Origin of the sequence: Parabacteroides sp. CT06 (assembly GCF_002257605.1) — a bacterium.
In the GTDB taxonomy this organism is placed as follows: Bacteria; Bacteroidota; Bacteroidia; order Bacteroidales; family Tannerellaceae; genus Parabacteroides; species Parabacteroides distasonis.
On the sequence record NZ_CP022754.1, the window covers coordinates 1,977,191 to 1,999,644 of the forward strand.

Sequence of the window (22,454 nt, forward strand, 5' to 3'; positions counted from 1 at the left end):
TATATATATACAACTGGATAGATTATTTCTTGCTATCTAAATATTCTTTTCTTTCTTCGGCGGCCTCTTTTACCTCTTCTTGCACCTGCCAATCAAGGGAACGCTCGAATTGGATCGGGCGTAGTTTCTCTTGCAGGTATTGGAACGTGATGAATAAGCAAGGCACGATAAATAACAAAGCCAATGTACCGATCAACATACCGCCAACGGCACCGGTTCCCAACGAGCGGTTTCCATTAGCGCCTACGCCGTTGGAAACGATCAATGGCAGCAAACCGAATATCATCGTAAGAGCGGTCATCAAGATCGGGCGCAGACGAACCTTCGCCGCGCTAAGAGCGGCCGAGGTCAGGCTCATGCCGGACAAGCGGCGCTGGGTAGCGTACTCCGTCAATAAGATGGCGGTCTTCGCCAACAACCCGATCAACATGATCAGACCGGTTTGCAGATAAATGTTATTCTCCAATCCCATGAACTTGGCGAACAAGAAACTACCCATCAAACCCATCGGTACGGAAAGAATCACGGCGAAAGGAACAAGGAAACTCTCGTACAAGGCACTTAGGATCAAATAAATCATCAAGATACAGATACCGAAGATGATCGTTGTCGTATTACTCTGTTGGTTCTCCTCACGGGTGATACTACCGAAGTCATACCCGTATCCTTTCGGGAGTGAGGTGGCCGCTGTCTCTTTTACCGCCTTGATAGCATCCCCGGAGCTATATCCATTGGCCGGTACGGCATTGACGGCGATCGAATTATACATATTGAAACGGGCTAAAGATTCGGCACCGTATACCTTGGTCAAGGTGATAAACTGACTAAGCGGTGCCATCTCGCCGTTCGACATGCGTACGAACGTATTATTCAAGGAGGTCTCATCCAGACGATATTTAGGATCGGACTGTATCATCACCTTATACACCTTCGAGAAGCGGTTGATATTCGACACATATTGCCCTCCGTAATAACCGGAAAGGGTTGATAGAACAGCATCCGGAGTGATTCCGGCCCGCTTGCATTTCGCCGCGTCCACATCCACGCGCCATTGCGGGTACTTGATATCGAAAGTAGAGTAAGCCGTAGCGATCTCGGGCCGTTCACGCAAGGCGGCGAGATATTGCTGGGTCGTGTTAAAGAAGGTCGTTAAGTCTCCACCGGCCTTGTCTTGCGTATGCATTTCCAATGCGTTACCCATACCATATCCGGGGATCATGGCGGGGGCGATGGCGAAAATCGTAGCGTCCTTGATATCTGCCGTACGGCCATATACCTGTCCGATCACGGCTTGTACGTTATCTTCCTTGTCCGGGCGCTCATCCCAATGTTTTAGTTTCAAGATGAACATACCGAAAGAGCTACCTTGTCCGGCCAGCAAACCATAACCGGAAACCTTGGAATAAGATTGAAGCTGTGGAATCTGGTTGATCCGTTGCTCGATATTCGTCATGATCTTGTTAGTCGTAGCCAAAGAGCTTCCGGAGGCCGTACTTACGTTGACAAAAACCGTACCTTGATCCTCATCGGGCACCAAGCTGGATTTTGTCGTGTTCATCAAGACGATCAGTAATACGATGGAGCATGCCAATAAAGACCAAGCCAGCCATTTCCGCTTGATAAAGAACAACACCCCGTGCTTATATTTCTTGATGACCGAATCGAACGCGGCGTTGAACGCCTTACGGAAACGTGCGGCGAAGTTATTCTTTTGGGTGCCGTCCTCGTTGATGTAAGGCTTCAATAAGATAGCGCAAAGCGCCGGGCTTAACGTTAACGCGTTAACGGTAGAGATACCTACGGCCGCTGCCATCGTCAAGCCGAACTGCGTATAGAACGTACCGGATGTACCGCTCATGAAGGATACCGGAATAAACACGCCCATAAATACCAATGAAGTAGAGACGATGGCGGATGTCAATCCTTTCATCGCGTCCATACTAGCCATATAAGAGGACTTATATCCAACGTCGAACCGAGCTTGGACTGCCTCTACAACAACGATCGCATCATCCACCACCGTACCGATCACCAATACCAAAGCGAATAAAGTGATCAAGTTGATGCTAAATCCGGCGACCGTCATAAAGGCGAACGTACCGATCAAGGAAACTACGATCGCTACCAACGGAATCAGCGTAGAACGGATATCCTGCAAGAAGACATATACCACAAGGATAACGAGGATAATGGCCTCTATCAAGGTTTTTACAACCTCATGGATCGAGGCGTACAAGAAATCATTCGTACTCATCAATTTTACGACCTCGATACCTTTCGGGAAGTCTTTCGAGGCTTCCTCAAGAAAAGCGTCGATCTTATTATTCACCTCCGTGGCATTCGATCCGGCTGTCTGGAAAACCATACAGGAGATACCCGGCTTACCGTTTGTTTGTCCGATATAGGCATAACTCTCCTTTCCTAACTCAATGTCCGCTATCTCTTTTAGCTTCAATACCTCTCCATCCTCGGTGGAGCGGATCACGATATCGCCGAATTCCTCCGGAGTAAGCAGGCGTCCGCTATATTTCATGGTGTACTGATACGTCTCGTCCGAGTTCTCGCCTAAAGAACCCGTGGCGGACTCAATATTTTGCTCGGCCAACACGGAGGTCACGTCCGAGGGGATCAATTTGTATTGGGCCATAACGTCGGGCTTCATCCAGATACGCATACTGTAATCGCCACCCATAACCATCAACTCGCCGACTCCGGAGATACGGAGTATCTCTGGTTTTAGGTTGATGCTGATGTAATTACTGAGGAAGTTCTCGTCATAAGAACCGTCCGGGCTATAGAGCGAGAAGATCTGTAACATACTGGTCTGGCGCTTGGAAGTCGTGACACCCACTTGGGTAACCTCGGCCGGCAATTGCCCGGTCGCTTTCGATACACGGTTCTGTACGTTTACGGCGGCCATGTCCGGATCGGTTCCTTGTTGGAAATAGATCGTGATCGTGGCGGTACCGGAGTTGGTAGCCGTGGAGGTCATGTAGGTCATATCTTCCACGCCGTTGATCGCCTCTTCCAAAGGGGCTACGACACTCTTCTGCATGGTCTCGGCATTCGCCCCGAAGTAAGTCGTACTGACCATAACGGTAGGAGGGGCGATATCCGGATATTGTTCTACGGGCAAGGTGAAAAGCCCGATGATACCCGCAACCATAATCGTGATGGAAATTACGGCGGACAGTACGGGGCGTTCTATAAATGTGCTAACTTTCATTGTTCTTAATTTTGTTTTACTTCAATCGGTGTTCCTTCACGCAATAAACCTACGCCTTCGGCTACGATCACGTCGCCGCTATTCAATCCGGCGTTTACGATATACTCTTGTCCTCCGTTCACACGGGTCACTTCTACGGGGGCGGATTGCGTCTTGCCGTCCACTACCTTGAAGACAAATACCCGGTCTTGGATCTCGAACGTGGCGGCTTGGGGAATTACGACGCAGTTATCGTATGTAACCGGAATGATCACATTCCCGGAGCCCCCGCTATTCAATAATTGCTCCTCGTTCGGGAATGCGGCACGCAAGCTGACTGTTCCGGTGTTTTGATCGATAATGCCGCTGATCGTCTCGATCTTTCCCGTTTGGGGATAAAGCGATTTATCGTTCAGTTGAAGCTCTATCTCGGGCATATTCTCCAAGGCTTTGTCTTTCGAGCCGTATTGACGGGTCAAGGCCAATAGCTGATTCTCGGTCATGGAGAAATACACATACATCTCGGAATTGTCCGATACCGTGGTGAGCGATTTGGGCAGGTTTGCGCTTACTAATGCGCCTACACGATAAGGCAGGGTTCCGATGACGCCGTTCGAGGGGCTTTTCACTTCCGTGTAAGAAAGGTTGTTACGGGCGTTTATCTCTTGTGCCTCCGCTTGGGCTAATTGGGCTTTTGCCGAGAGTAGAGTGTTGTAGGCGGTCTTTAGGTCGAACTCGGAAACTACTTTGTTTTTATACAATTCTTGTTTACTGTCGTAGGTCAGTTGCGCTGTCGCTACAGATGCCTTAGCGGCCTCTACGTTCGCAATGGCGGTGTTTAAGGCCGCTTGATAAGGGACTTGATCAATAATAAATAAGACTTGTCCTTTTTTTACGCTCTCGCCTTCCGTTACGCAGAGCTTTGTAATAAAGCCGGATACTTGCGGATAAATATCGATATCCTGTTTTCCTCGTATACTCGCCGAGTAATTATTGGATAAAGTTTTCTCCGAAGTGAATACGGTCATTGTCGCATACCCTGAACTTTGTTGGATTACAGGGCTTTGTTTACACCCAACAGCTACGATACACCATAAGGCGATCGCAGTCTTCATCAATCGATTTTGCTTTTTCATCTTAACTAATACCTATATTTTCGGATGCAAAGCTACTCGCTTATCGGCGAACCATTGTTTCCACAATGAGGCGATGATTGTTCATTTTGAGATGGAATGATCCGTTATATGCTAATGATCTCTTATATTCGCGGGCAAAATAGTAGACATATGAATCCATTTGAGATAGAGAGAGGAGAGTCGTTCATAATAGGCGATTCCGATTTGAGGGAGTTATTGGATCGTCCTTACAAGAGCGGATATGGCATGATCTTATTTTGCTATAAAGGAACGGCGAATATATCCGTCGATTTGAGCCGATGGGATATCCGGCGCAACACGGTGATCGTATTGATACCGGATACGATCCTGACGTTGAACGCGAGTAGCGAGGATTTCAAGGTACAATATATATCCTTTTCGAAGGTCTTGTTCGACGAGGCCGTATTCCGGCTGGATCCGCCCTTTTTCCGCTTCATAAAGGATAGCCCTTGCTATACGCATCCCGCCGATCAGGAGGAGACCATAAATGTGATCATCCGGCTGTTTTGGCTGATTTACATGGATCGGAATAACGTGTACCGTGATATGATCGTGAAAAACCAGTTGCAATGCTTCTTCCTTAATATGTATGATAAGACAAGGTACTCCTTCTCGAGCCGCCAGCAAAATGGGTGCAACCGTGGGGAGGAGTTGTTCCATAAGTTCATCAATTGCATCCATGCCCATTATCTCGACCAGAAAGAGGTCTCTTTCTATGCGAACGAGCTTTGTATCTCTCCCCGTTATCTCTCCACTATCACCCGGCAAGTGGCGGGCGAGTCGGCGAAGACCATTATAGACCGGCATATCATATTGGAGACAAAGGTGTTGTTGCGTACCACGGAAATGACCGTGCAGGAGATAACGAACCACTTGAACTTTCCCAGCCAATCCTATCTGGGACGGTATTTCAAGAAGCATACGGGGGAGTCACCCATAGAGTATCGAATGAAAAGGAAGTGATACCACTTACTGCAAGGCGGGTTGCAGTAAAATAGCCATGAGGTTTTGTCCTTATAAAGCTGTGGAAGCTTTTCCCGTTTGCCCTTGATCGAACGTATCCGTGATTAAGGTAAGAGCACCATCTCCCGTCACGTTGCAAGCCGTACCGAAGCTATCTTGCAAAGCGAATATCGTAAGCAATAATGCCGTTCCCGCCTCGTCGAAACCTAGGATAGCGATGATCAGGCCCAATGAGGCGAGCACCGTACCGCCCGGTACGCCGGGAGCGCCGATCGCGAAGAAACCAAGCAAGATGATAAATACGAACATCGTCGTGAAGTCCGGCATGCTGCCATATAATATTTGCGAGACGGTCAATACGAAAAACACTTCCGTCAAGATAGAGCCGCATAGATGGATGTTCGCAAACAGGGGGACAGTCACGTCAATTACTTCCTCTCGCAAGATCTTGCTTTTCTTGGCGCAGGTCAAGGCCGTGCCCAAGGTGGCGGCGGATGACATGGTGCCTAAGGCTGTCAAATAAGCGGGTCCGTAGTATTTCAATACGCCCCAGCTATTTTTCCGGGAGTAGATCGATGCGACTACATACAGTAAGGTCAACCAGATGTAATGGCAAATGATGACAATCAACAGGACGGATAAAAAGATAGGCAACTGCTTTGTAATCGCCCCCTCATAACTAAGGACACAGAAATTTGCGGCGATGAAAAGCGGCAGGACCGGCATCAAGACCCGTTCTACCAATTTAAGTACCATGTTCTGGAATACTTCCAGCAACCTCTCCATCTCCTCGGATTTAACCCATGCGGTAGAAAGTCCCAGCATCACGGCCAATACCAATGCCGACATAACGCTCATCACTGGCGGAATCTCTAGATTAAACAACATGGGAGGGATGTCTTTTAGACCTTCCGAGGCGGTTTGAATATGCAAATGCGGTATTAATTCATAACCCACAACGGCGCCAAAGGTAGCGGCGCCAACCGATGACAGGTATGCGATACTAAAAGCGAATAATAAGACTTTGGATGCGTTGCTTTTCAAGCGGGCGATAGAAGGCGCCACGAATCCTAGAATGATCAACGGAACCAAGAAGAAAATAATCTGTCCCGTAATTTGTTTTACGATCATGACCGCTTTTAACACAGACTCGTTTACGGCAAGCCCAACCAGAAGTCCGATCAAGACGGCCAGTATCAACCGTACGATCGTGTTGGAAAGAATCTTTTTCAGCATATTCGGATGTTTTTATTTTTCAATGACAGCAAATATAAGATATTTTCTTGTGTGAATGGGTGAGTGGACAATTTTGATTACTTTTGTTTGATGAAAACAAGATCGTTGGTTTGTATTTTATAATCAAGTAATATGAAAAACATGAAACAAGCTTTACTGGTAGCGGGTTGTTTATTGGCTACCACTACGTTATTTGCCCAGACTGAGAAAGGGGACTGGGCTCAGTTTGGTCGTTATGCGGAGGCTAACAAGACCGTGAAAGTTCCTTCGAACGTGGTATTTATGGGGAACTCCATTACAGACGGATGGTGGCCGGCGGATTCGACTTTCTTTATCCGGAATAACTTCGTAGACCGTGGGATCAGCGGACAGACAACCTCGGAGATGCTAGTTCGTTTTCGCCAAGACGTTATTAACTTGAAACCGAAAGCCGTGGTGATCTTGGCGGGAATCAATGATATCGCTCACAATAACGGTGTGATCGCCTTGGAAAACGTGTTTGGGAACTTGGTCTCTATGGCAGAATTGGCGAAGGCAAATCATATCAAGGTGATTTTCTGCTCCGTATTGCCGGCTTATGATTTTCCTTGGAGACCGGGTATGCAACCGGCCGATAAGGTTATCCAGCTCAATAAATGGATCAAGGAGTATGCGGATAAGAATGGTTTGACATACGTGGATTATCATTCCGCCATGAAAGATGAGCGAAACGGATTGCCCGCTAACCTGTCGAAAGATGGTGTGCATCCTACCTTGGAAGGCTATAAGATCATGGAGAAGATCGTGCTGGAGGCCATTCATAAAACCGTGAAGTAAGCAGATGAGAAACTATTTATTGGCTTTATCTTGTTGTACGGCTTTATCTTGTTGTACGCAAGTGAAAGTTTCCGAGGTATATACGGCGGCGGCAGAGAACTCTTTACGTGCTCCGGCCGTTCCTTTGGTCACGATCGACCCCTATACAAGCGCATGGTCGTTTGCCGATCAATTGAATGATGAGTCGGTACGGCATTGGACCGGCCGTGATTATCCGCTTCTAGGCGGTATACGAGTAGATGGTAAGTCATACCGTTTCATGGGAATGGACGATATACAGGTGACCTCGGTGATCGGTATGGCCTCGGATGGCTTATGGGAGGCCGATTATACGATGTCTCAGCCTGCCGGCGATTGGTTCGCCGAGGCTTATGATCCGAAAAGTTGGAAGCGGGGAAAAGCCGCTTTCGGAACGGAAGATAATCCGAATCGTTCCACGCCTTGGTCTACAGGAGATATCTGGGTACGTCGTACGTTTGACTGGCCTTCGGATGAGCAAAAGGATGCCCTCTACCTCCAATATTCGCATGATGATAATATCGAGGTGTATCTAAATGGAAAGCAAATCGCCGTGGCAGGGAACGGTCTGGACTATGATTTGCTGAAAGAGATACCGGAAGCGGTGGCGGAGAGCTTGAAGCCTACGGGTAACGTGTTGGCCGCTCATTGCCGGAACAATGGGGGAGGCGCTTATGTGGATATGGGAATCATGCGGAAGGTGAAACGAGGAGATACGTTCGATGAGAAAGCGATCCAGAAATCCATGAACGTGATGCCTACGCAAACATTCTATACCTTTGAGTGCGGTGGCGTGAGTCTGGACTTGATTTTCACGGCTCCTTTCTTGCTGAATGATCTGGAGGCTATGACTTCTCCGTTTAATTATATAACCTATCAAGTCCGTTCCATCGACGGTAAAGATCACGACGTGCAACTATACCTGGAAGCCACGCCGCAATGGGCCGTGAATACGATCGATCAAGAGGTGACTTTCGAGAAAACGGAAACCCCTGATTTAATTTACCTGAAGACAGGAACAATCGATCAAGAGGTTCTGGCGAAAACCGGGGATGATGTACGGATTGACTGGGGATATTTCTATTTGGCTATCCCCAAGAAACCGGGAGTCTCCGCAACGATCGACGAGTATTATGCTACGAAGAAAGCTTTCATGACTACTGGTAATTTACCGGCTGGATCGCAAAGTCTCTCTTCGGATATGCGTGAGCAAATGACAGTCCTCGCTTATACGGACCCGATCGGCAAGGTCTCCAAGGAAACCGTCTCCGGACATTTGATGATCGGTTACGATGATTTATATTCGATCCAGTATTTCCAAGACAACCGGATGCCTTATTGGAAGCACGACGGAAAGGTGGATATTCATCAGGCGTTCGAAAAAGGGGAGGCTTCTTACGAGGATCTGATGCGGCGTTGCGGTTCCTTCGATTCTTCTTTGATGAGCGAGACGAGTGCCGTAGGAGGGAAGAAATACGCCGAGCTATGCGCTATCGCATATCGGCAGGCGATCGCCGCCCATAAGTTGGTGACTGATAAGGAAGGGACTCTCTTATTCCTTTCGAAAGAAAATTTCAGTAACGGTTCTATCGGAACAGTGGATATTACGTATCCTTCCGCCCCCTTATTCTTAGTATACAACACGGATTTATTGAAGGGAATGATGAATCCCATTTTCTATTATAGCGAGAGCGGACAATGGAAGAAACCTTTTCCGGCTCACGATGTGGGTACCTATCCGGTTGCGAACGGTCAAACCTATGGTGGCGATATGCCCGTGGAAGAAAGTGGTAATATGCTTGTGCTAGCGACCGCTATAGCAATAGTGGATGGCAATGCTGATTATGCCGCCCAACATTGGGAGGTCTTGACTACATGGGCGAATTACTTGTTGAAGGAAGGCCTTGATCCGAAGAACCAACTTTGTACGGATGATTTTGCCGGACATTTCGCCCATAACACGAACTTGTCCATCAAGGCAATTATGGGAGTTGCCGGCTACGGAAAATTGGCGGAGATGTTAGGTAAGGCCGATATCGCTAGACAATATACGGAAGTCGCCCGTGAGATGGCCGCTAAGTGGGTGAAGATGGCGAACGATGGTGATCATTACCGCCTGACTTTCGATAAGCCGGGCACTTGGAGCCAAAAATATAATCTGGTCTGGGATCGCTTGCTGGGCTTGAATATCTTCCCAAAAGAGGTTGCCGCTACGGAAATGGCTTATTACAAGACAAAACAAAATAAATATGGTTTGCCGTTGGATAACCGGGAGGATTATACGAAGTCCGACTGGATTTTATGGTCCGCTTGTTTGACCGGATCGATGGAGGATTTCAATGCGCTGATGGTTCCGGTCTGGAACTACGCCAACGAGACGACTTCACGTGTTCCTCTAAGCGATTGGCATTTTACTTCCGATGGTACGCAACGAGGTTTTCAAGCCCGTTCGGTTGTCGGGGGATATTTTATGAAGATGCTGGAAAAGAAGCTAGGAAAATAATGTCATTCTAAGAAACGGAAGGAGGTCATTCCTTCCGTTTCTTAGTTTTGCGCATATGGATATTCACAGGGAGCGATGCCTGTGATCTTCTTAAATATAAGGCTGAAATACTGTACGTTCGGATAACCTAATTGTCGTGCTACCAAAGCGGGAGTATTACCGTTTTTCAGTAGCATTGTCTTAGCCACGCTCAATCGTTTGAACTGAAAATATTCCTCCAGTGTTTTGCCGGTCTCGAATCTTAACAGGTCGTTGAAGTAAGCGACAGAAAGGTCCAGTTCTGCCGTACAATATTCGGCGGTGGGTAGCTGGCCGTTCTCTAATTTACCGGAAATGATATACTCGTCGAGGAGCCTTTCCAATTTCTCCAAGATAGCCTTGTTCTTATTTTCCCGGGTAATGAACTGTCGCTCATAATAGCGTGTACAATAATCCAATAATAATTCAATGTGGCGGGATAGAATGGTACCACTGTGCGTATCGATGGCATGGTGAAGCTCGTCCTCGATGTTTTCCAGACAACACGTAACTTTGGCTGTCTCACGTTGAGAGAGATGCAGAGCCTCTTCTTTGTGATAAGCGAAGAAGGTATAGTTCTTAATAGGGTTGTCCAATGACGTGTGGAACAATAGGTCGGGATGGAACGCTAAAAGGTACCCTTTGTTGGGTAGCGTATTATTCTCGCTCATGCGGAAAATCTCACCGGGTGTAAGAAACACCATCGTAGCGTTGGAATAATCGTAATACTTACGTCCGCAACAATAGCAACCGTCCGGGCAGTCTTCTATCAAGAGGATCGCGTAGAACTCGAACTTTACGGCCTCTTGCTCTAGGTTCGGGCTCTCTAGATTGATGAGGCTTACTTGTGGGTGCAGCGTCTTGCATCCCAAGCACCGGTTACATTCATATACAGTCTTAATATCTAACATCTTCTTGAACGCCTTCTATAGATTCGTTGATAGACCGATCTGCGCACGGTATTCACTTGGCGTGTACCCTACCCGTTTCTTGAATAGCCGACAGAAGTGCTGCGGATATTGGAAACCGAGGGAATATGCGATTTGGCTGACTGTGTCCGCCGTGCCGGAGATACGTTCTTTGGCTAGCTCGATTACTTTCTCTTGGATGTATTCCTGCGGTGATTTGCCGGTTTCCTTCTTGAACATGTCACCGAAATAGTTCGATGAGAGGCAAAGCTTGTCGGCAAAGTATTTCACCGTAGGCAATCCGTCCTGTTCGGCGAGTGTACTTTCGAAATACTCATCCAACAGGTTTTCGAAACGTGTCAGCACATCCCGGTTTGTCTTGCCTCGGGTGATGAACTGCCTTTCATAAAAACGCATACAATAATTAAGCAGCAGTTCGATATGGTTTACAAGTAAGGTTTTACTATGTTTATCCACGCCATGTTCCAGTTCCATACGGATGATCTTCAGGCAATCCATCACGATAGATCTTTCTTCTTCCGAGAGATGCAACGCCTCGTTTACCTCGTAAGAAAAGAACGTATATTTCTTTATATTCTTTCCGAGTGACGTTCCACGCAGTAAATCGGGATGGAAAAGAATACCATGTGCGTTTACTTGGACTTTATCGGTTGTCGGATTTGTTTCCGCAGTTTGTCCGGGGGCGAAGCAAACGATCGTGCCTTCTTGGTAATCGTATGTCTGGCGTCCGTATTTGATATCGCAGGCTTTCTCTAGTTTTAGATACAGTGCGTAGATGCCGTAATTGAAGCGGATGAGATCTACACTACTCGTCGCTTTATTCAAATCTATGACACTGACAAGCGGATTTAGGGTTTCGAGGCCGTATAGTTTGTTATATAGGTCTACACTATCTAAGTTAAGTATCTTATCCATAAGCCGTACGTATTTAATCAATAATTCTGTACGCAAAAATAGAGGATAATTCATATATAGTTATAACCCTAATTACGGATTATATAACCATTGTTACGGATTATGTGTATTTACAGGCTTTCTGGCTGATTCCACAAAACCTGTAATTGAGGTCATGACATCCGTAATTTGTCTACAAAGGGATGCTATTTGAGCCTCTATCTTTGCCTTCGTAAAAATAAACAAGGAACGACATGAAGAAGTCATTAAGAGAATTATGTACGGCAATAGCCATATGCTTTTGCGCTACGGGAAATCTGTTCGCTACAGACAATCAAATTAATACCGATCATACAATGGACAAGAATTTGAATCTAATTAAGGAGTGGGATAAAGTATTCCCACAGAGTGACAAGGTGAGCCATAGTAAAGTTACTTTTCGTAATCGCTATGGCATTACGCTTGCCGCCGATATGTACAAACCCAAGCATGCGGATGGAAAATTGCCTGCTATCGCTATTAGCGGTCCGTTCGGTGCCGTGAAGGAACAATCCTCGGGTTTATATGCGCAGGAATTGGCAGAACGTGGATTTCTGACGATCGCTTTCGATCCGTCATATACAGGCGAGAGTGGCGGAGAGCCTCGTTATGTAGCTTCTCCCGACATCAATACGGAAGATTTCTGTGCGGCCGTCGATTTCCTTTCGACACGTGATGATGTGGATGCGGAACATATCGGTATCCTCGGTATCTGCGGATGGGGAGGCATGGCTCTTAATGCGGCGGCTATCGATACTCGTATCAAAGCGACCGTAACCTCTACGATGTACGATATGAGCCGTGTGAACGCTAATGGTTACTTCGATGCGATGGATGCCGACGCACGTTATGAATTGCGCAAGCAACTCAATGAACAGCGTACCGCTGACACAAAGAACGGCTCATACGCCCTTGCGGGAGGTTTGCCCGATACGTTACCCGACGATGCGCCCCAATTCTTGAAAGACTACTACGCTTATTACAAGACGAAGCGTGGTTACCACAAGCGTTCGCTCAACTCGAATGGCGGATGGAACAAGACCTCGGCTTTATCGTTCATCAATATGCCTATACTCTCGTATAGTGACGAGATTCGTAGCGCCGTATTGATTATTCATGGAGAGAAAGCGCATTCACGTTACTTCAGCGAGGATGCTTTCAAGAAACTGAAAGGTGACAATAAAGAATTGCTAATTATACCCGGAGCGAATCATGTCGATTTATACGATCAGATGAGTGTCATTCCCTTCGATAAGATTGAACGGTTCTTTGTAGAAAACTTTAAATAAGATTCATTATGCAACAGATAAAGGATATGGAATTTAGTGGTGAGCGTCCTTTGTTCGCCTCTCACGATTTACAATTAGACAATGTCGTTATTCATGCCGGGGAGTCGGCATTGAAAGAGTGTAGCAATATCATAGCCATAGGCTGTCGTTTTGAGGGTAAATATCCGTTCTGGCACGTGGATGGCTTCACCATCAAGAATAGCCTGTTTACCGAAGGTGGACGTGCTGCGTTATGGTACTCCCAAAATCTAGTGATGACGGATACACGGGTGGAAGCCCCAAAGATGTTTCGGGAGATGGACGGTATCAGACTGGAAAACGTACAACTACCCAATGCTCAAGAAACCCTTTGGCATTGCCGGAACGTGGAATTGATAAATGTGCAAATAGATCATGCTGATTATTTATTTATGCACGGCGAGAACATTAAAATCCGGAACTACGCTCAAAATGGAAACTACTCGTTCCAGTATTGTAAGAACGTGGAAATCCGTAATGCGGTCATCAACTCGAAAGACGCTTTCTGGAATACGGAGAATGTTACCGTATACGATTCCGAGATTAACGGCGAGTACTTGGGATGGCACTCGAAGAACCTGCGTTTGGTAAATTGCAAAATCTCGGGTACACAGCCGCTTTGTTACGCCCACGATCTTATGATGGAGAACTGTACGATGGCAGATGATTGCGATCTAGCCTTTGAATACAGTTCCGTGCAGGCGACTATCAATAGCCCGATCCGTAGCGTGAAGAATCCCCGTACGGGAAGCATCACCGCCGGAAGCTATGGTGAGGTAATCCTCGACGAGAACATTAAGGCTCCGGGTAATTGCCAACTGAGGCTATGGAATGAACGTACTTGCTTTTCCGCATAAAGAATATGAGATATAACTTCGATGAAATAGTGCCTCGTACCGGTACGAACTCCTATAAATGGGATAGCGCTGTGGATACGGATGTTCTACCGATGTGGGTGGCCGATATGGATTTCCGTACGGCACCCGTTATTATCGAAACCTTACGGCAACGTGTAGAACATGGTATTTTCGGTTATACTCGAGTACCGGATGCATATTACGAAGCGGTGACAGGCTGGTTTGAACGTCGGCATGGATGGCAAATACGAAAAGAATGGATGATTTGTACCTCCGGAGTTGTTCCGGCAATTTCTGCCGTTATCAAGGCGCTAACCGAGCCGGGTGATAAAGTACTGGTGCAGACTCCGGTTTATAACTGTTTTTTCTCGTCCATCCGCAATAACGGATGTGAGATTATCCGCACCCCTTTGTCTTATGCCCATGATACATTCACGATTGATTATGAGGATTTGGAGAAAAAAGCCGCTGATCCGAAGGTAAAGGTCATGCTGTTGTGTAATCCTCATAATCCCGCTGGAAGGGTATGGACACGTGAGGAACTAAGTCGTATCGGCAAGATCTGTATCCGTAATGGCCTAATAGTCGTATCAGATGAGATACATTGCGAACTCGTATTTCCGGGATATACTTTTACACCGTTCGCATCTATCTCAGAAGAATTCCTACGGCATTCCGTGACATGCCTGTCGCCTAGCAAGGCTTTCAATATCGCTGGATTACAAATCGCCAATATCGTGTGTTACGATGAGAACCTACGTCGGAAGATAGACCGGGCAATCAATATCAACGAGGTATGCGATGTGAATCCTTTTGGTGTAATAGCTACCATAGCGGCCTATAATGAGGGAGAGGAATGGCTGTCGCAACTGATCGATTATTTATGGCAGAATTACTTATACATGAAAGATTTTTGCGGGAAATATCTGCCGGACTTTCCGATAACCTTGTTGGAAGGCACTTATCTTGTATGGATGGATTGCCGTAAGTTAGGTAAATCATCGGAAGAATTGGAGCACTTGCTGATCGAGAAAGCGAAGCTATGGCTCAATGCCGGAACGATGTATGGAGCAGAAGGCGAAGGCTTCATGCGTTGGAATATCGCTTGTCCACGTTCCTCGCTGATAAAGGGGGTGGAGCTGTTCAGGGATTTTGTAGGCTGTGCCTGTTAAAGAATAGTGATGATAGAAAACGTGAGAAGGGGAAAACATCTATTGCTTTCCCCTTCTTTCATATATCTCTCACTAGATAAAAGATTCGTTTTACTCGATCTCGATGCTATGTTTTACCGGAGTAAGAATGAACGTGAACTCATAGTCGCCGTAAGGAATCTGGTATTCCGGGAGTGCGATAGTTCCCCAGCTATTTACACAGCCTAATCCCATCTGTACCTTATCGAGACAAAGGTTTGTCAAGTCGGCTTCCTCTACTTCTGGAGAGTGTCTTTGATCCTTTCGGGCACCGTCGTCCAAAGACTCTATCGTATAATGCAAAGCGGAAGCGGAGAATGGGGCAGAGGCTACGACCTCGATACCGTTGCCAGCCTCGTTCAGCATTTTCCACCAGCGGATATCCGATTTCGTTCCATTCTCTTGCGGACGGATATACGAATAGAATTGCTCGTCTACGGTCTGGCGGTAAATAGCCAAGTCCGCGTTACCCTTGCGGTCGATATAATTCTCCACGGGACCACGGCCGTAGTATTCGATATTCTCGAAATATCTCGGCATCGGCATTTGCATACCGAAGCGGAACATGGGGGATACCTTGGCATTCTTGTCTGCTGTCATTTTCTGGGTAACCTTGATCGCACCCTTGTTATTGATCACGTACGTCAAGTTCAACTTGGCGGATACGGTCGGCATATCGTAAACGGCCTCTACGATCACTTGCTTGTTCTCCATCCGTTGGTTAAGAGAAGTCAGCTTCATTTCCGGATTCTTCCATGCGGCGTACTTCTTCTGTAGGCCAGCTCCGAAATCATTGTCTGTCGGCGCACGCCAGAAGTTAGGAGTCAAAGCCTCTCCTTCCTTGATCATGTCTTGGCCGTTTACCTCGTATTTGATCAGGTAACCATTCTCACGGTTGAATTCGGTACGGAAACCACAACCTTCCACGATCAGGTAATTGGCGTCGTTATCTTGTACGGCTGGAGCCTTGGTTTCGATATTGGTTGTTTCCACGTTTTTCAAATCCATAGATGGAGCCTTGTACGGGTTCAACGTCAGCTGATCCTTGGCCACGGTATGTCCGGCGGGTAATAAGCCCTCACGGTTCTTCAGTTTATAAGATACATTCAGCAACCATTCCGTGCATTGGCAAGTCTCGCCTAGATCCAATCGGATCGTTGATGTTTGTTGGGGAGCTACTTTCAGGTCATCGACACGTCCGCTACGAACAACCTTGCCGCCTTTCAGCATTTCCCATTCCAGATAATAAGCGGAAAGGTCACGGAAGAAATTCTCGTTGTACACCTTGATCTCACCTTTCGACAGATCGCCGGGGGTTGTCCAGATATCTTGGTAATAATACCCCACCTCGTACATATGCGGGTTCGGAACACGATCCGGGCTGATCAAGCCGTTATCGCAGAAGTTATTATCGCTAGCGTCGAACTTATTGAAATCGCCGCCATAAGCATAGATCATTTTCCCGTTCTTGCCGGTCCAGCGCACGGATTGATCCACGAAGTCCCAGATGAAGCCCCCTTGATATTTCGGGTATTTACGGATCAAATCCCAATATTCCTTGAAACCTCCTTGAGAGTTACCCATGGCATGAGCGTATTCACATTGTATCAAAGGCTTTTGCATGGAGTTATCCTCGCTGTATTTAGCGCAATCCTCGTAGTTGTAATACATCGGGCAGAAGATATCGGTCTTTCCGTTCTTTCCGGCCTGTTCGTATTGTACGGCACGGCTGGGGTCTTCGTTCTTGATCCAGTCGTAAGCGGCCTCGAAGTTAGGACCGTATCCAGCCTCGTTACCCAAGGACCAGAAGATGATACTCGGATGGTTGAAGCCACGTTGGACGTTACGTTGGTTACGTTCCAGATGCGCTTTCTTATAAGATGGGTTCTTGGCTAACGTCTCCTCGCCGTATCCCATTCCGTGAGACTCTATATTGGCTTCGGCTACGACATAGATACCGTATTTATCGCAAAGATCGTACCAGAAGTTGTCATCGGGATAGTGGCAGGTACGAACGGCGTTCAAATTGAATTTCTTCATGATCTGTATGTCCTGTATCATGCGTTCGCGTGAAACGACATAACCGCCATCGGGATCCATCTCGTGACGGTCGGCACCCTTGAAAAGAACCGGTTGCCCGTTCACGAGTATCTGGGCGTTCTTTAATTCGATCTTACGGAAACCTACTTTTACGGGGATTACCTCGATTGTTTTGCCTCCCTCTTTTAAAGTAGCCCGTAAAGTATATAGATAGGGAGTCTCCGCAGTCCATTTGTGGGGAGAGGAGACTTCTATCGTCGTGCTGACCTTTCCGGAAGCGTTCAAGGATTGGGTAGTGACAGCTTTATTCTGGGCATCCAATAGTTCAAGCTCTACTGTACCTTTACCCTTCATGGTCAGGTTGACTGCCAACGAGCCATTTTGGTATTGAGCGTCCAGATCCGGAGTCACACGTATATCGGCGATCTGTTGCTTTGGGTTACGGGCGTATAAATAACAATCACGTCCGACACCGCTGTAACGGAAGAAATCTTGGTCTTCCAGATAAGTGCCATCACACCAGCGGAATACTTGGAAAGCAATCAGGTTTTTTTGTCCGGGTTTCAAGTAAGGAGTTAAGTTAAACTCCGCTTCCAGCTTGCTGTCTTCGCTATAGCCTACGTACTTCCCGTTTACCCACAAATACATATTGGAGGTAACGGAACCGAAATGGGCGATGATCTCTTTTCCGTTCCAGCTGGCAGGAACCATGATCTCACGACGGTAGGAACCCACATGGTTATTAACGGTAGGGACCTCGGGCGGGTTGTTCTTGAATTGCTCACGCCAAGCGTAACCAACGTTTACGTAGAGAGGATCTCCATATCCGTTCAGTTCCCATACACCGGGCACAGGCATATTGTTCCATCCTTTGTCGTTGTAATCGGTCCGCCAGAAATCGGTAGGACGAGCGTCAGCGTTCTTTACCCAAAAGAATTTCCAAGGACCGTTCAAGGTCATGAAGTTCTGGGATTGTTCCTTGGCGTCCTTCGCTGCCACCTCGGCGGTCTCGTAGGCGAAGAAATTGGCGTGCATCGGGGCACGGTTTACGGCGTTGACCTCGGGGTCTCGCCACTCATTCGACTGGGCTACCGCTGTGAAAGCCAAAGCGGCAAACAGTCCGGTCATAAGTTGTCTTTTCATGCTATTATATTTTTAATCTGCTTTACGGAATTGCAAAACTAAGAATAAAATTCCGGGTATGGCAATAATTCCGGCGGAAACTAACAGGGCGACACGTAAAGAATAGAAATCATTTAGCCAACCTATAAATGGGGCGATGGCAGCGAATATCAAGCGGATCACAAAGTTACGGATCGACAAGACCGTAGCCCGCATCTCCGAGAAGGTCATTTGATTAATGTAACCTTTCAAAATCGGTGTGGCGAAGCCCCGGACTATATAGAAAATGAACAAGATCGCTAATCCCCAATAAGTAAGGTTATAAGCGAGCGATATATATCCACCTACGATTATAAGTAGTATAAACGTGTTTGATTTACGCATCCCGAAATACCGCTCTACCTGATCAGAATAGAGGGCGGACAATCCCACAGTCAGATTGAGCACGGTCCAAATGACACCGTAATAGGAGGTCGGGGTTTCCAACTTCATCAATACGGGCTGCACGAACCATGCCATCGTTAATGTAGCGGCTCCGATGATACCGGAGAACATGATGTTATAGCATAGCTTACGGTTCGTGACCAAGGAATATTTCAAGATGCGGAGAATCTCGGAAACCGGGTTCTGCACCTTGCTCTTAGTATTGAATTCCTGCAAGGCGAACGCCGCTGGAATGCCGATAAAGGCGACAAACGCTTGGGCGTAAAACGGCAATCGCAAGGAATAGGCGGCCAGCAATCCACCGAATATCCCGGCGATGGCCTCGGCGAAATTACCGATCATCGTGATACGTCCCTCATACCGCAAATAAAGTTCTTCTTTTTTATATCGTACGGTTGTATCGTAGAGCAGCGCCGAATCCGCTCCGTTTACCAAGGTTTGCCCGGTTCCCAACAAAATCTCGGCGAAGAGAAATGCCGTGAAAGTGGAGGTGAAAGAATAACATAGGTACCCTCCAAAGAAAAGTATATAACCTAGAATCAAGCATTTCTTACGCCCCCATACGTCCGCCAGATAGCCCGAGGGAATCTCCAAAGTGACAGCGGCGACCGAGTAGACACTCTTCAAAATAAACACGTCTTGTAGTCCTAAACCATGATCCTCGTAGAATAGGACAATGATAGGCATTACGAGCGAGAACCATTTGGATAACTTGATCAGATAGAGAGCGAGTATATTTTGTTTCATATTTTTCAACGGGATTGCCCTGTCGTTTTTATTTAGACACGCGAATGTATGAATTCTTTGCCAATAGCCTGAACTTTTTTAGGAAGCTTCTGTTCTTTTTGAAAAAGGAAAAATATGGTATTCAATCAACTTGATATTCATTTACTGATTACGGCCATTTGTGTCATATCATCCGCCTTGATATGCTATACGATCGGGGTCTGGGGCGAGCGTTTCCAAGGACAGTTAAAAGCGTGGCATCTTTGGTTTTTTGTATTAGGACTTTATGCGGACGCTATTGGAACGGGCTTGATGGAGCATATCGCCCAACTGACCCATTTACATGATACGGTACATACCGTAACGGGAATTATCGCTATTTGCTTGATGCTGATCCATGCGATCTGGGCGATTTGGACTTACTTTAAAGGTTCGTTAAAAGCCAAACAGCATTTCAACAGATTTAGCATTGTTGTGTGGTTCATCTGGTTAATTCCTTATTGCATCGGTATCTACATGGGGATGTCTCTCCATAAATAGAGGCCATCGCTCATATATCTTGAGAAATAAATCGTACATTTGGTGATATGTTTACTATATAAACGAGGTGATCGCCCTCTACGAGCGTTCCGCCGAGATGAATCCATTCTCCTCGAAGTTCGATGCTTGGCAAGCCGGCAAATGTCAATTAACAGAAGAGGAGAAACTAGGCTATGAGCTTTTCAAGGAAAAAGGGCTATGTGCCGAGTGCCATATCTTGGATCCCGACGAACGGGCCGGGAAGGTGCTATTCACCGATCATACCTATGATAATCTGGGGATTCCCTCAAATCCGGGCAATCCATTCTTTAAGGTTTCGGCTCCCTATAATACGTGTGGTAAGGATACGATGGATCTTGGCTTGGGCTCACGACTGCGTGATCCGGAAGAATACGGGAAGTTCCGTGTGCCTACGCTCCGCAATATCGCTCTGACAGCTCCATATGGCCATAATGGATATTTCAAGACCTTGGAGGAGATCGTACATTTTTATAACGTAAGGGATGTAGAGGATTTCCCCCCGGCGGAATATCCCGAGACCGTAAATAAGGATGAACTGGGGAACTTAGGTTTATCTCAGGAAGAGGAGACTGCGATTGTCGCTTTTTTACGAACATTGACGGATTGCATCAAATAAAAATCAGTCTTTCCAAAAACTTTCTCCAGCCCTTGATAGTTTTCTTATAAAATAAAAAGAAGAGTTTAAACTATGGCGAAGAAAGTTGCGGACCAGTTAGTGGATACGCTGGAAAAAGCAGGCGTACGACGTATATACGCCGTGACAGGCGATAGCCTGAATGAGGTGAACGAGGCTGTTCGGAAAAACGGCAGATTGCGGTGGATTCATGTCCGTCATGAGGAAACGGGGGCTTATGCCGCTGCGGCGGAGGCCCAGTTGACAGGCGAGTTGGCTTGTTGCGCAGGTAGTAGTGGCCCCGGGCATGTACATTTAATTAATGGGCTGTATGATGCCCAACGATCCGGAGCACGGGTCTTGGCGATCGCTTCCACGATCCCTTCCCGGGAGTTTGGTACGGAATATTTCCAAGAGACAAATACGATCAAATTATTCGATGATTGTAGCTATTATAACCAAGTAGCCACTACGCCGGAACAATTTCCCCGGATGCTTCAAGGCGCTATGCAAGCGGCGATTTCATCATGTGGGGTCGGGGTGATCGGACTTCCCGGTGACTTGGCGGCAGAGAATGCTACAGCGGGTTTGTCCTCTACCTTTTCTTTTCCTACGCGACAACGGGTTTGTCCCGCCGAACAGGAAATCCGGGAATTAGCGGATTTGTTGAATAATGCGAAGAAAGTGACACTTTATTGTGGAATAGGGGCGAAAGATGCCCTTCCGGAATTGGTGCAGTTGGCTAAATTACTGAATGCTCCGGTAGCCTATTCTTTCAAGGGTAAGATGGAGATCCAATACGATAATCCGAACGAGGTGGGGATGACCGGTCTATTGGGCATGCCTTCCGGCTATTATAGTATGCATGAGGCAGAGGTGTTGGTGTTGTTGGGAACCGATTTTCCATACGAGGCATTCATGCCAGAGAGCAACACGATCGTACAGGTGGATATCAATCCGAATCGTCTGGGGCGTCGTGCCAAGATACAATTGGGGCTTTGTGGCGATGTGAAGGATACTTTGGATGAGTTGATTCCGTTGATTCACCAGAAAGAAGATGATAGTTTCTTGCGGGAACAGTTGGCTAAATATGAGAAAGTTCGGGAAAATCTCCGTTCTGCCGCCGCTGTCCGGGGGAAAGAAGAGAAGATACAGCCAGAGTACGTGATCTCGGTCGTAGACGAGCTTAGCTCGGACGACGCCATATTTACCGTGGATACGGGTATGACTTGTGTATGGGGTGCCCGCTATTTGCAAGCTACGGGTATGCGGAAGATGTTGGGATCATTCAATCATGGCTCGATGGCGAACGCCATGCCGCAAGCGATAGGGGCGGCATTGGCTTATCCCGGCAGGCAAGTCGTTGCGTTGTGTGGTGATGGAGGTATCTCAATGTTGTTGGGCGACCTTGCTACGATCGTGCAATACCATTTGCCGATTAAATTAATCGTATTTAATAACCGTTCCCTAGGAATGGTAAAACTTGAGATGGAGGTGGCCGGACTGCCGGATTGGCAGACCACGATGCTGAACCCGGATTTCGCCCGGGTCGCCCTTTCAATGGGAATGGCGGGCTACAACGTGATCAACCCCGACGATGTATTCCCCACTTTGCAGAAAGTGTTTAACGCTGACGGACCGGCCTTGGTTAACATCATGACCGATCCGAACGCATTAGCGATGCCTCCCAAGATTGAGTTCTCCCAAATGCTTGGTTTTGCCCAGACCATGTATAAGTTAATGATGGAGGGGCGAAGCAAGGAGGTCTTGGATACCATCGATACGAATCTAAAACATTGGAAAGATGTGTTTTAAA

The 22,454-nt window shown here is 47.1% G+C and carries 15 protein-coding genes and 1 pseudogene; 9 read left to right on the forward strand and 7 right to left on the reverse strand.

Annotated elements, in window-relative coordinates; translation table 11 throughout:
• Positions 1 to 22: 22 nt before the first annotated feature.
• On the reverse strand, positions 23 to 3,226 hold the full coding sequence (locus CI960_RS08580; RefSeq protein WP_005857185.1) for an efflux RND transporter permease subunit: 3,204 nt from the start codon (positions 3,224 to 3,226) through the stop codon (positions 23 to 25).
• Between the two features lie 5 nt (positions 3,227 to 3,231).
• Positions 3,232 to 4,341, reverse strand: coding sequence for an efflux RND transporter periplasmic adaptor subunit (locus CI960_RS08585; RefSeq protein ID WP_008779825.1), 1,110 nt, complete (start codon positions 4,339 to 4,341; stop codon positions 3,232 to 3,234).
• Between the two features lie 150 nt (positions 4,342 to 4,491).
• On the opposite strand from CI960_RS08585, the gene CI960_RS08590 reads away from it, so the two are divergent.
• A complete protein-coding gene (locus CI960_RS08590; protein ID WP_005857181.1) occupies positions 4,492 to 5,325 on the forward strand; it encodes a helix-turn-helix domain-containing protein in 834 nt (277 codons plus the stop codon).
• A gap of 51 nt (positions 5,326 to 5,376) precedes the next feature.
• Here the strand turns inward: CI960_RS08590 and CI960_RS08595 are convergent, their stop codons facing one another.
• A complete protein-coding gene (locus CI960_RS08595) occupies positions 5,377 to 6,561 on the reverse strand; it encodes a dicarboxylate/amino acid:cation symporter (protein ID WP_005857177.1) in 1,185 nt (394 codons plus the stop codon).
• Positions 6,562 to 6,693: 132 nt separating this feature from the next.
• On the opposite strand from CI960_RS08595, the gene CI960_RS08600 reads away from it, so the two are divergent.
• Together CI960_RS08600 and CI960_RS08605 are read left to right on the forward strand one after the other, a co-directional pair.
• On the forward strand, positions 6,694 to 7,377 hold the full coding sequence (locus CI960_RS08600; RefSeq protein ID WP_005857175.1) for an SGNH/GDSL hydrolase family protein: 684 nt from the start codon (positions 6,694 to 6,696) through the stop codon (positions 7,375 to 7,377).
• Between the two features lie 4 nt (positions 7,378 to 7,381).
• Positions 7,382 to 9,898 carry a glutaminase domain-containing protein gene (locus CI960_RS08605; protein WP_009017333.1) on the forward strand — a complete coding sequence of 839 codons (2,517 nt, stop codon included), beginning with the start codon at positions 7,382 to 7,384 and terminating at the stop codon, positions 9,896 to 9,898.
• 41 nt (positions 9,899 to 9,939) lie between these two features.
• Here CI960_RS08605 and CI960_RS08610 read toward each other — a convergent pair whose 3' ends face one another.
• Both CI960_RS08610 and CI960_RS08615 read right to left on the reverse strand, forming a co-directional pair.
• Entirely contained in the window at positions 9,940 to 10,827 is an 888-nt protein-coding gene (locus tag CI960_RS08610; RefSeq protein WP_005857170.1) for an AraC family transcriptional regulator, read from the reverse strand.
• Between the two features lie 15 nt (positions 10,828 to 10,842).
• The gene (locus CI960_RS08615; protein ID WP_005857168.1) at positions 10,843 to 11,760 is read right to left on the reverse strand and encodes an AraC family transcriptional regulator; all 918 of its coding nucleotides are present in this window, start codon (positions 11,758 to 11,760) and stop codon (positions 10,843 to 10,845) included.
• Positions 11,761 to 11,993: 233 nt separating this feature from the next.
• Between CI960_RS08615 and CI960_RS08620 the strand changes: the two genes are divergently transcribed.
• Genes CI960_RS08620 through CI960_RS08630 form a run of 3 tightly spaced genes read left to right on the forward strand, consistent with a single transcriptional unit; the run spans position 11,994 to position 15,114 of the window.
• A complete protein-coding gene (locus CI960_RS08620; protein ID WP_005857166.1) occupies positions 11,994 to 13,067 on the forward strand; it encodes an alpha/beta hydrolase in 1,074 nt (357 codons plus the stop codon).
• A gap of 8 nt (positions 13,068 to 13,075) precedes the next feature.
• Positions 13,076 to 13,942 carry a DUF3737 family protein gene (locus tag CI960_RS08625; protein ID WP_005857164.1) on the forward strand — a complete coding sequence of 289 codons (867 nt, stop codon included), beginning with the start codon at positions 13,076 to 13,078 and terminating at the stop codon, positions 13,940 to 13,942.
• Positions 13,943 to 13,947: 5 nt separating this feature from the next.
• Complete coding sequence (locus CI960_RS08630) at positions 13,948 to 15,114, forward strand: MalY/PatB family protein (RefSeq protein ID WP_005857162.1); 1,167 nt, start codon at positions 13,948 to 13,950, stop codon at positions 15,112 to 15,114.
• A gap of 90 nt (positions 15,115 to 15,204) precedes the next feature.
• Here CI960_RS08630 and CI960_RS08635 read toward each other — a convergent pair whose 3' ends face one another.
• The gene (locus CI960_RS08635) at positions 15,205 to 18,315 is read right to left on the reverse strand and encodes a glycoside hydrolase family 2 TIM barrel-domain containing protein (protein ID WP_005857161.1); all 3,111 of its coding nucleotides are present in this window, start codon (positions 18,313 to 18,315) and stop codon (positions 15,205 to 15,207) included.
• A 12-nt stretch (positions 18,316 to 18,327) separates the two neighbouring features.
• Positions 18,328 to 19,485: an MFS transporter gene (locus tag CI960_RS08640; protein WP_005857159.1), complete on the reverse strand. Its 1,158-nt coding sequence runs from the start codon at positions 19,483 to 19,485 to the stop codon at positions 18,328 to 18,330.
• A gap of 114 nt (positions 19,486 to 19,599) precedes the next feature.
• Here CI960_RS08640 and CI960_RS08645 point away from each other — a divergent pair, with 114 nt between their 5' ends.
• From CI960_RS08645 to CI960_RS08655, 3 genes and pseudogenes are all read left to right on the forward strand, one after another.
• Positions 19,600 to 20,004: an HsmA family protein gene (locus tag CI960_RS08645; RefSeq protein ID WP_005857157.1), complete on the forward strand. Its 405-nt coding sequence runs from the start codon at positions 19,600 to 19,602 to the stop codon at positions 20,002 to 20,004.
• A 79-nt stretch (positions 20,005 to 20,083) separates the two neighbouring features.
• Positions 20,084 to 20,641 (forward strand): annotated as a pseudogene (locus CI960_RS08650) (cytochrome-c peroxidase); the annotation flags it as partial.
• Positions 20,642 to 20,713: 72 nt separating this feature from the next.
• Complete coding sequence (locus CI960_RS08655) at positions 20,714 to 22,453, forward strand: ubiquinone-dependent pyruvate dehydrogenase (RefSeq protein ID WP_005857153.1); 1,740 nt, start codon at positions 20,714 to 20,716, stop codon at positions 22,451 to 22,453.
• The last annotated feature ends 1 nt before the right edge of the window (position 22,454 follow it).

Bases quoted from the DNA above. Each gene is read 5' to 3' on its own strand.
- CI960_RS08580 (WP_005857185.1), bottom strand. From the start codon at position 3,226: ATGAAAGTTAGCACATTTATAGAACGCCCCGTACTGTCCGCCGTAATT.
- CI960_RS08585 (WP_008779825.1), bottom strand. From the start codon at position 4,341: ATGAAAAAGCAAAATCGATTGATGAAGACTGCGATCGCCTTATGGTGT.
- CI960_RS08590 (WP_005857181.1), top strand. From the start codon at position 4,492: ATGAATCCATTTGAGATAGAGAGAGGAGAGTCGTTCATAATAGGCGAT.
- CI960_RS08595 (WP_005857177.1), bottom strand. From the start codon at position 6,561: ATGCTGAAAAAGATTCTTTCCAACACGATCGTACGGTTGATACTGGCC.
- CI960_RS08600 (WP_005857175.1), top strand. From the start codon at position 6,694: ATGAAAAACATGAAACAAGCTTTACTGGTAGCGGGTTGTTTATTGGCT.
- CI960_RS08605 (WP_009017333.1), top strand. From the start codon at position 7,382: ATGAGAAACTATTTATTGGCTTTATCTTGTTGTACGGCTTTATCTTGT.
- CI960_RS08610 (WP_005857170.1), bottom strand. From the start codon at position 10,827: ATGTTAGATATTAAGACTGTATATGAATGTAACCGGTGCTTGGGATGC.
- CI960_RS08615 (WP_005857168.1), bottom strand. From the start codon at position 11,760: ATGGATAAGATACTTAACTTAGATAGTGTAGACCTATATAACAAACTA.
- CI960_RS08620 (WP_005857166.1), top strand. From the start codon at position 11,994: ATGAAGAAGTCATTAAGAGAATTATGTACGGCAATAGCCATATGCTTT.
- CI960_RS08625 (WP_005857164.1), top strand. From the start codon at position 13,076: ATGCAACAGATAAAGGATATGGAATTTAGTGGTGAGCGTCCTTTGTTC.
- CI960_RS08630 (WP_005857162.1), top strand. From the start codon at position 13,948: ATGAGATATAACTTCGATGAAATAGTGCCTCGTACCGGTACGAACTCC.
- CI960_RS08635 (WP_005857161.1), bottom strand. From the start codon at position 18,315: ATGAAAAGACAACTTATGACCGGACTGTTTGCCGCTTTGGCTTTCACA.
- CI960_RS08640 (WP_005857159.1), bottom strand. From the start codon at position 19,485: ATGAAACAAAATATACTCGCTCTCTATCTGATCAAGTTATCCAAATGG.
- CI960_RS08645 (WP_005857157.1), top strand. From the start codon at position 19,600: ATGGTATTCAATCAACTTGATATTCATTTACTGATTACGGCCATTTGT.
- CI960_RS08655 (WP_005857153.1), top strand. From the start codon at position 20,714: ATGGCGAAGAAAGTTGCGGACCAGTTAGTGGATACGCTGGAAAAAGCA.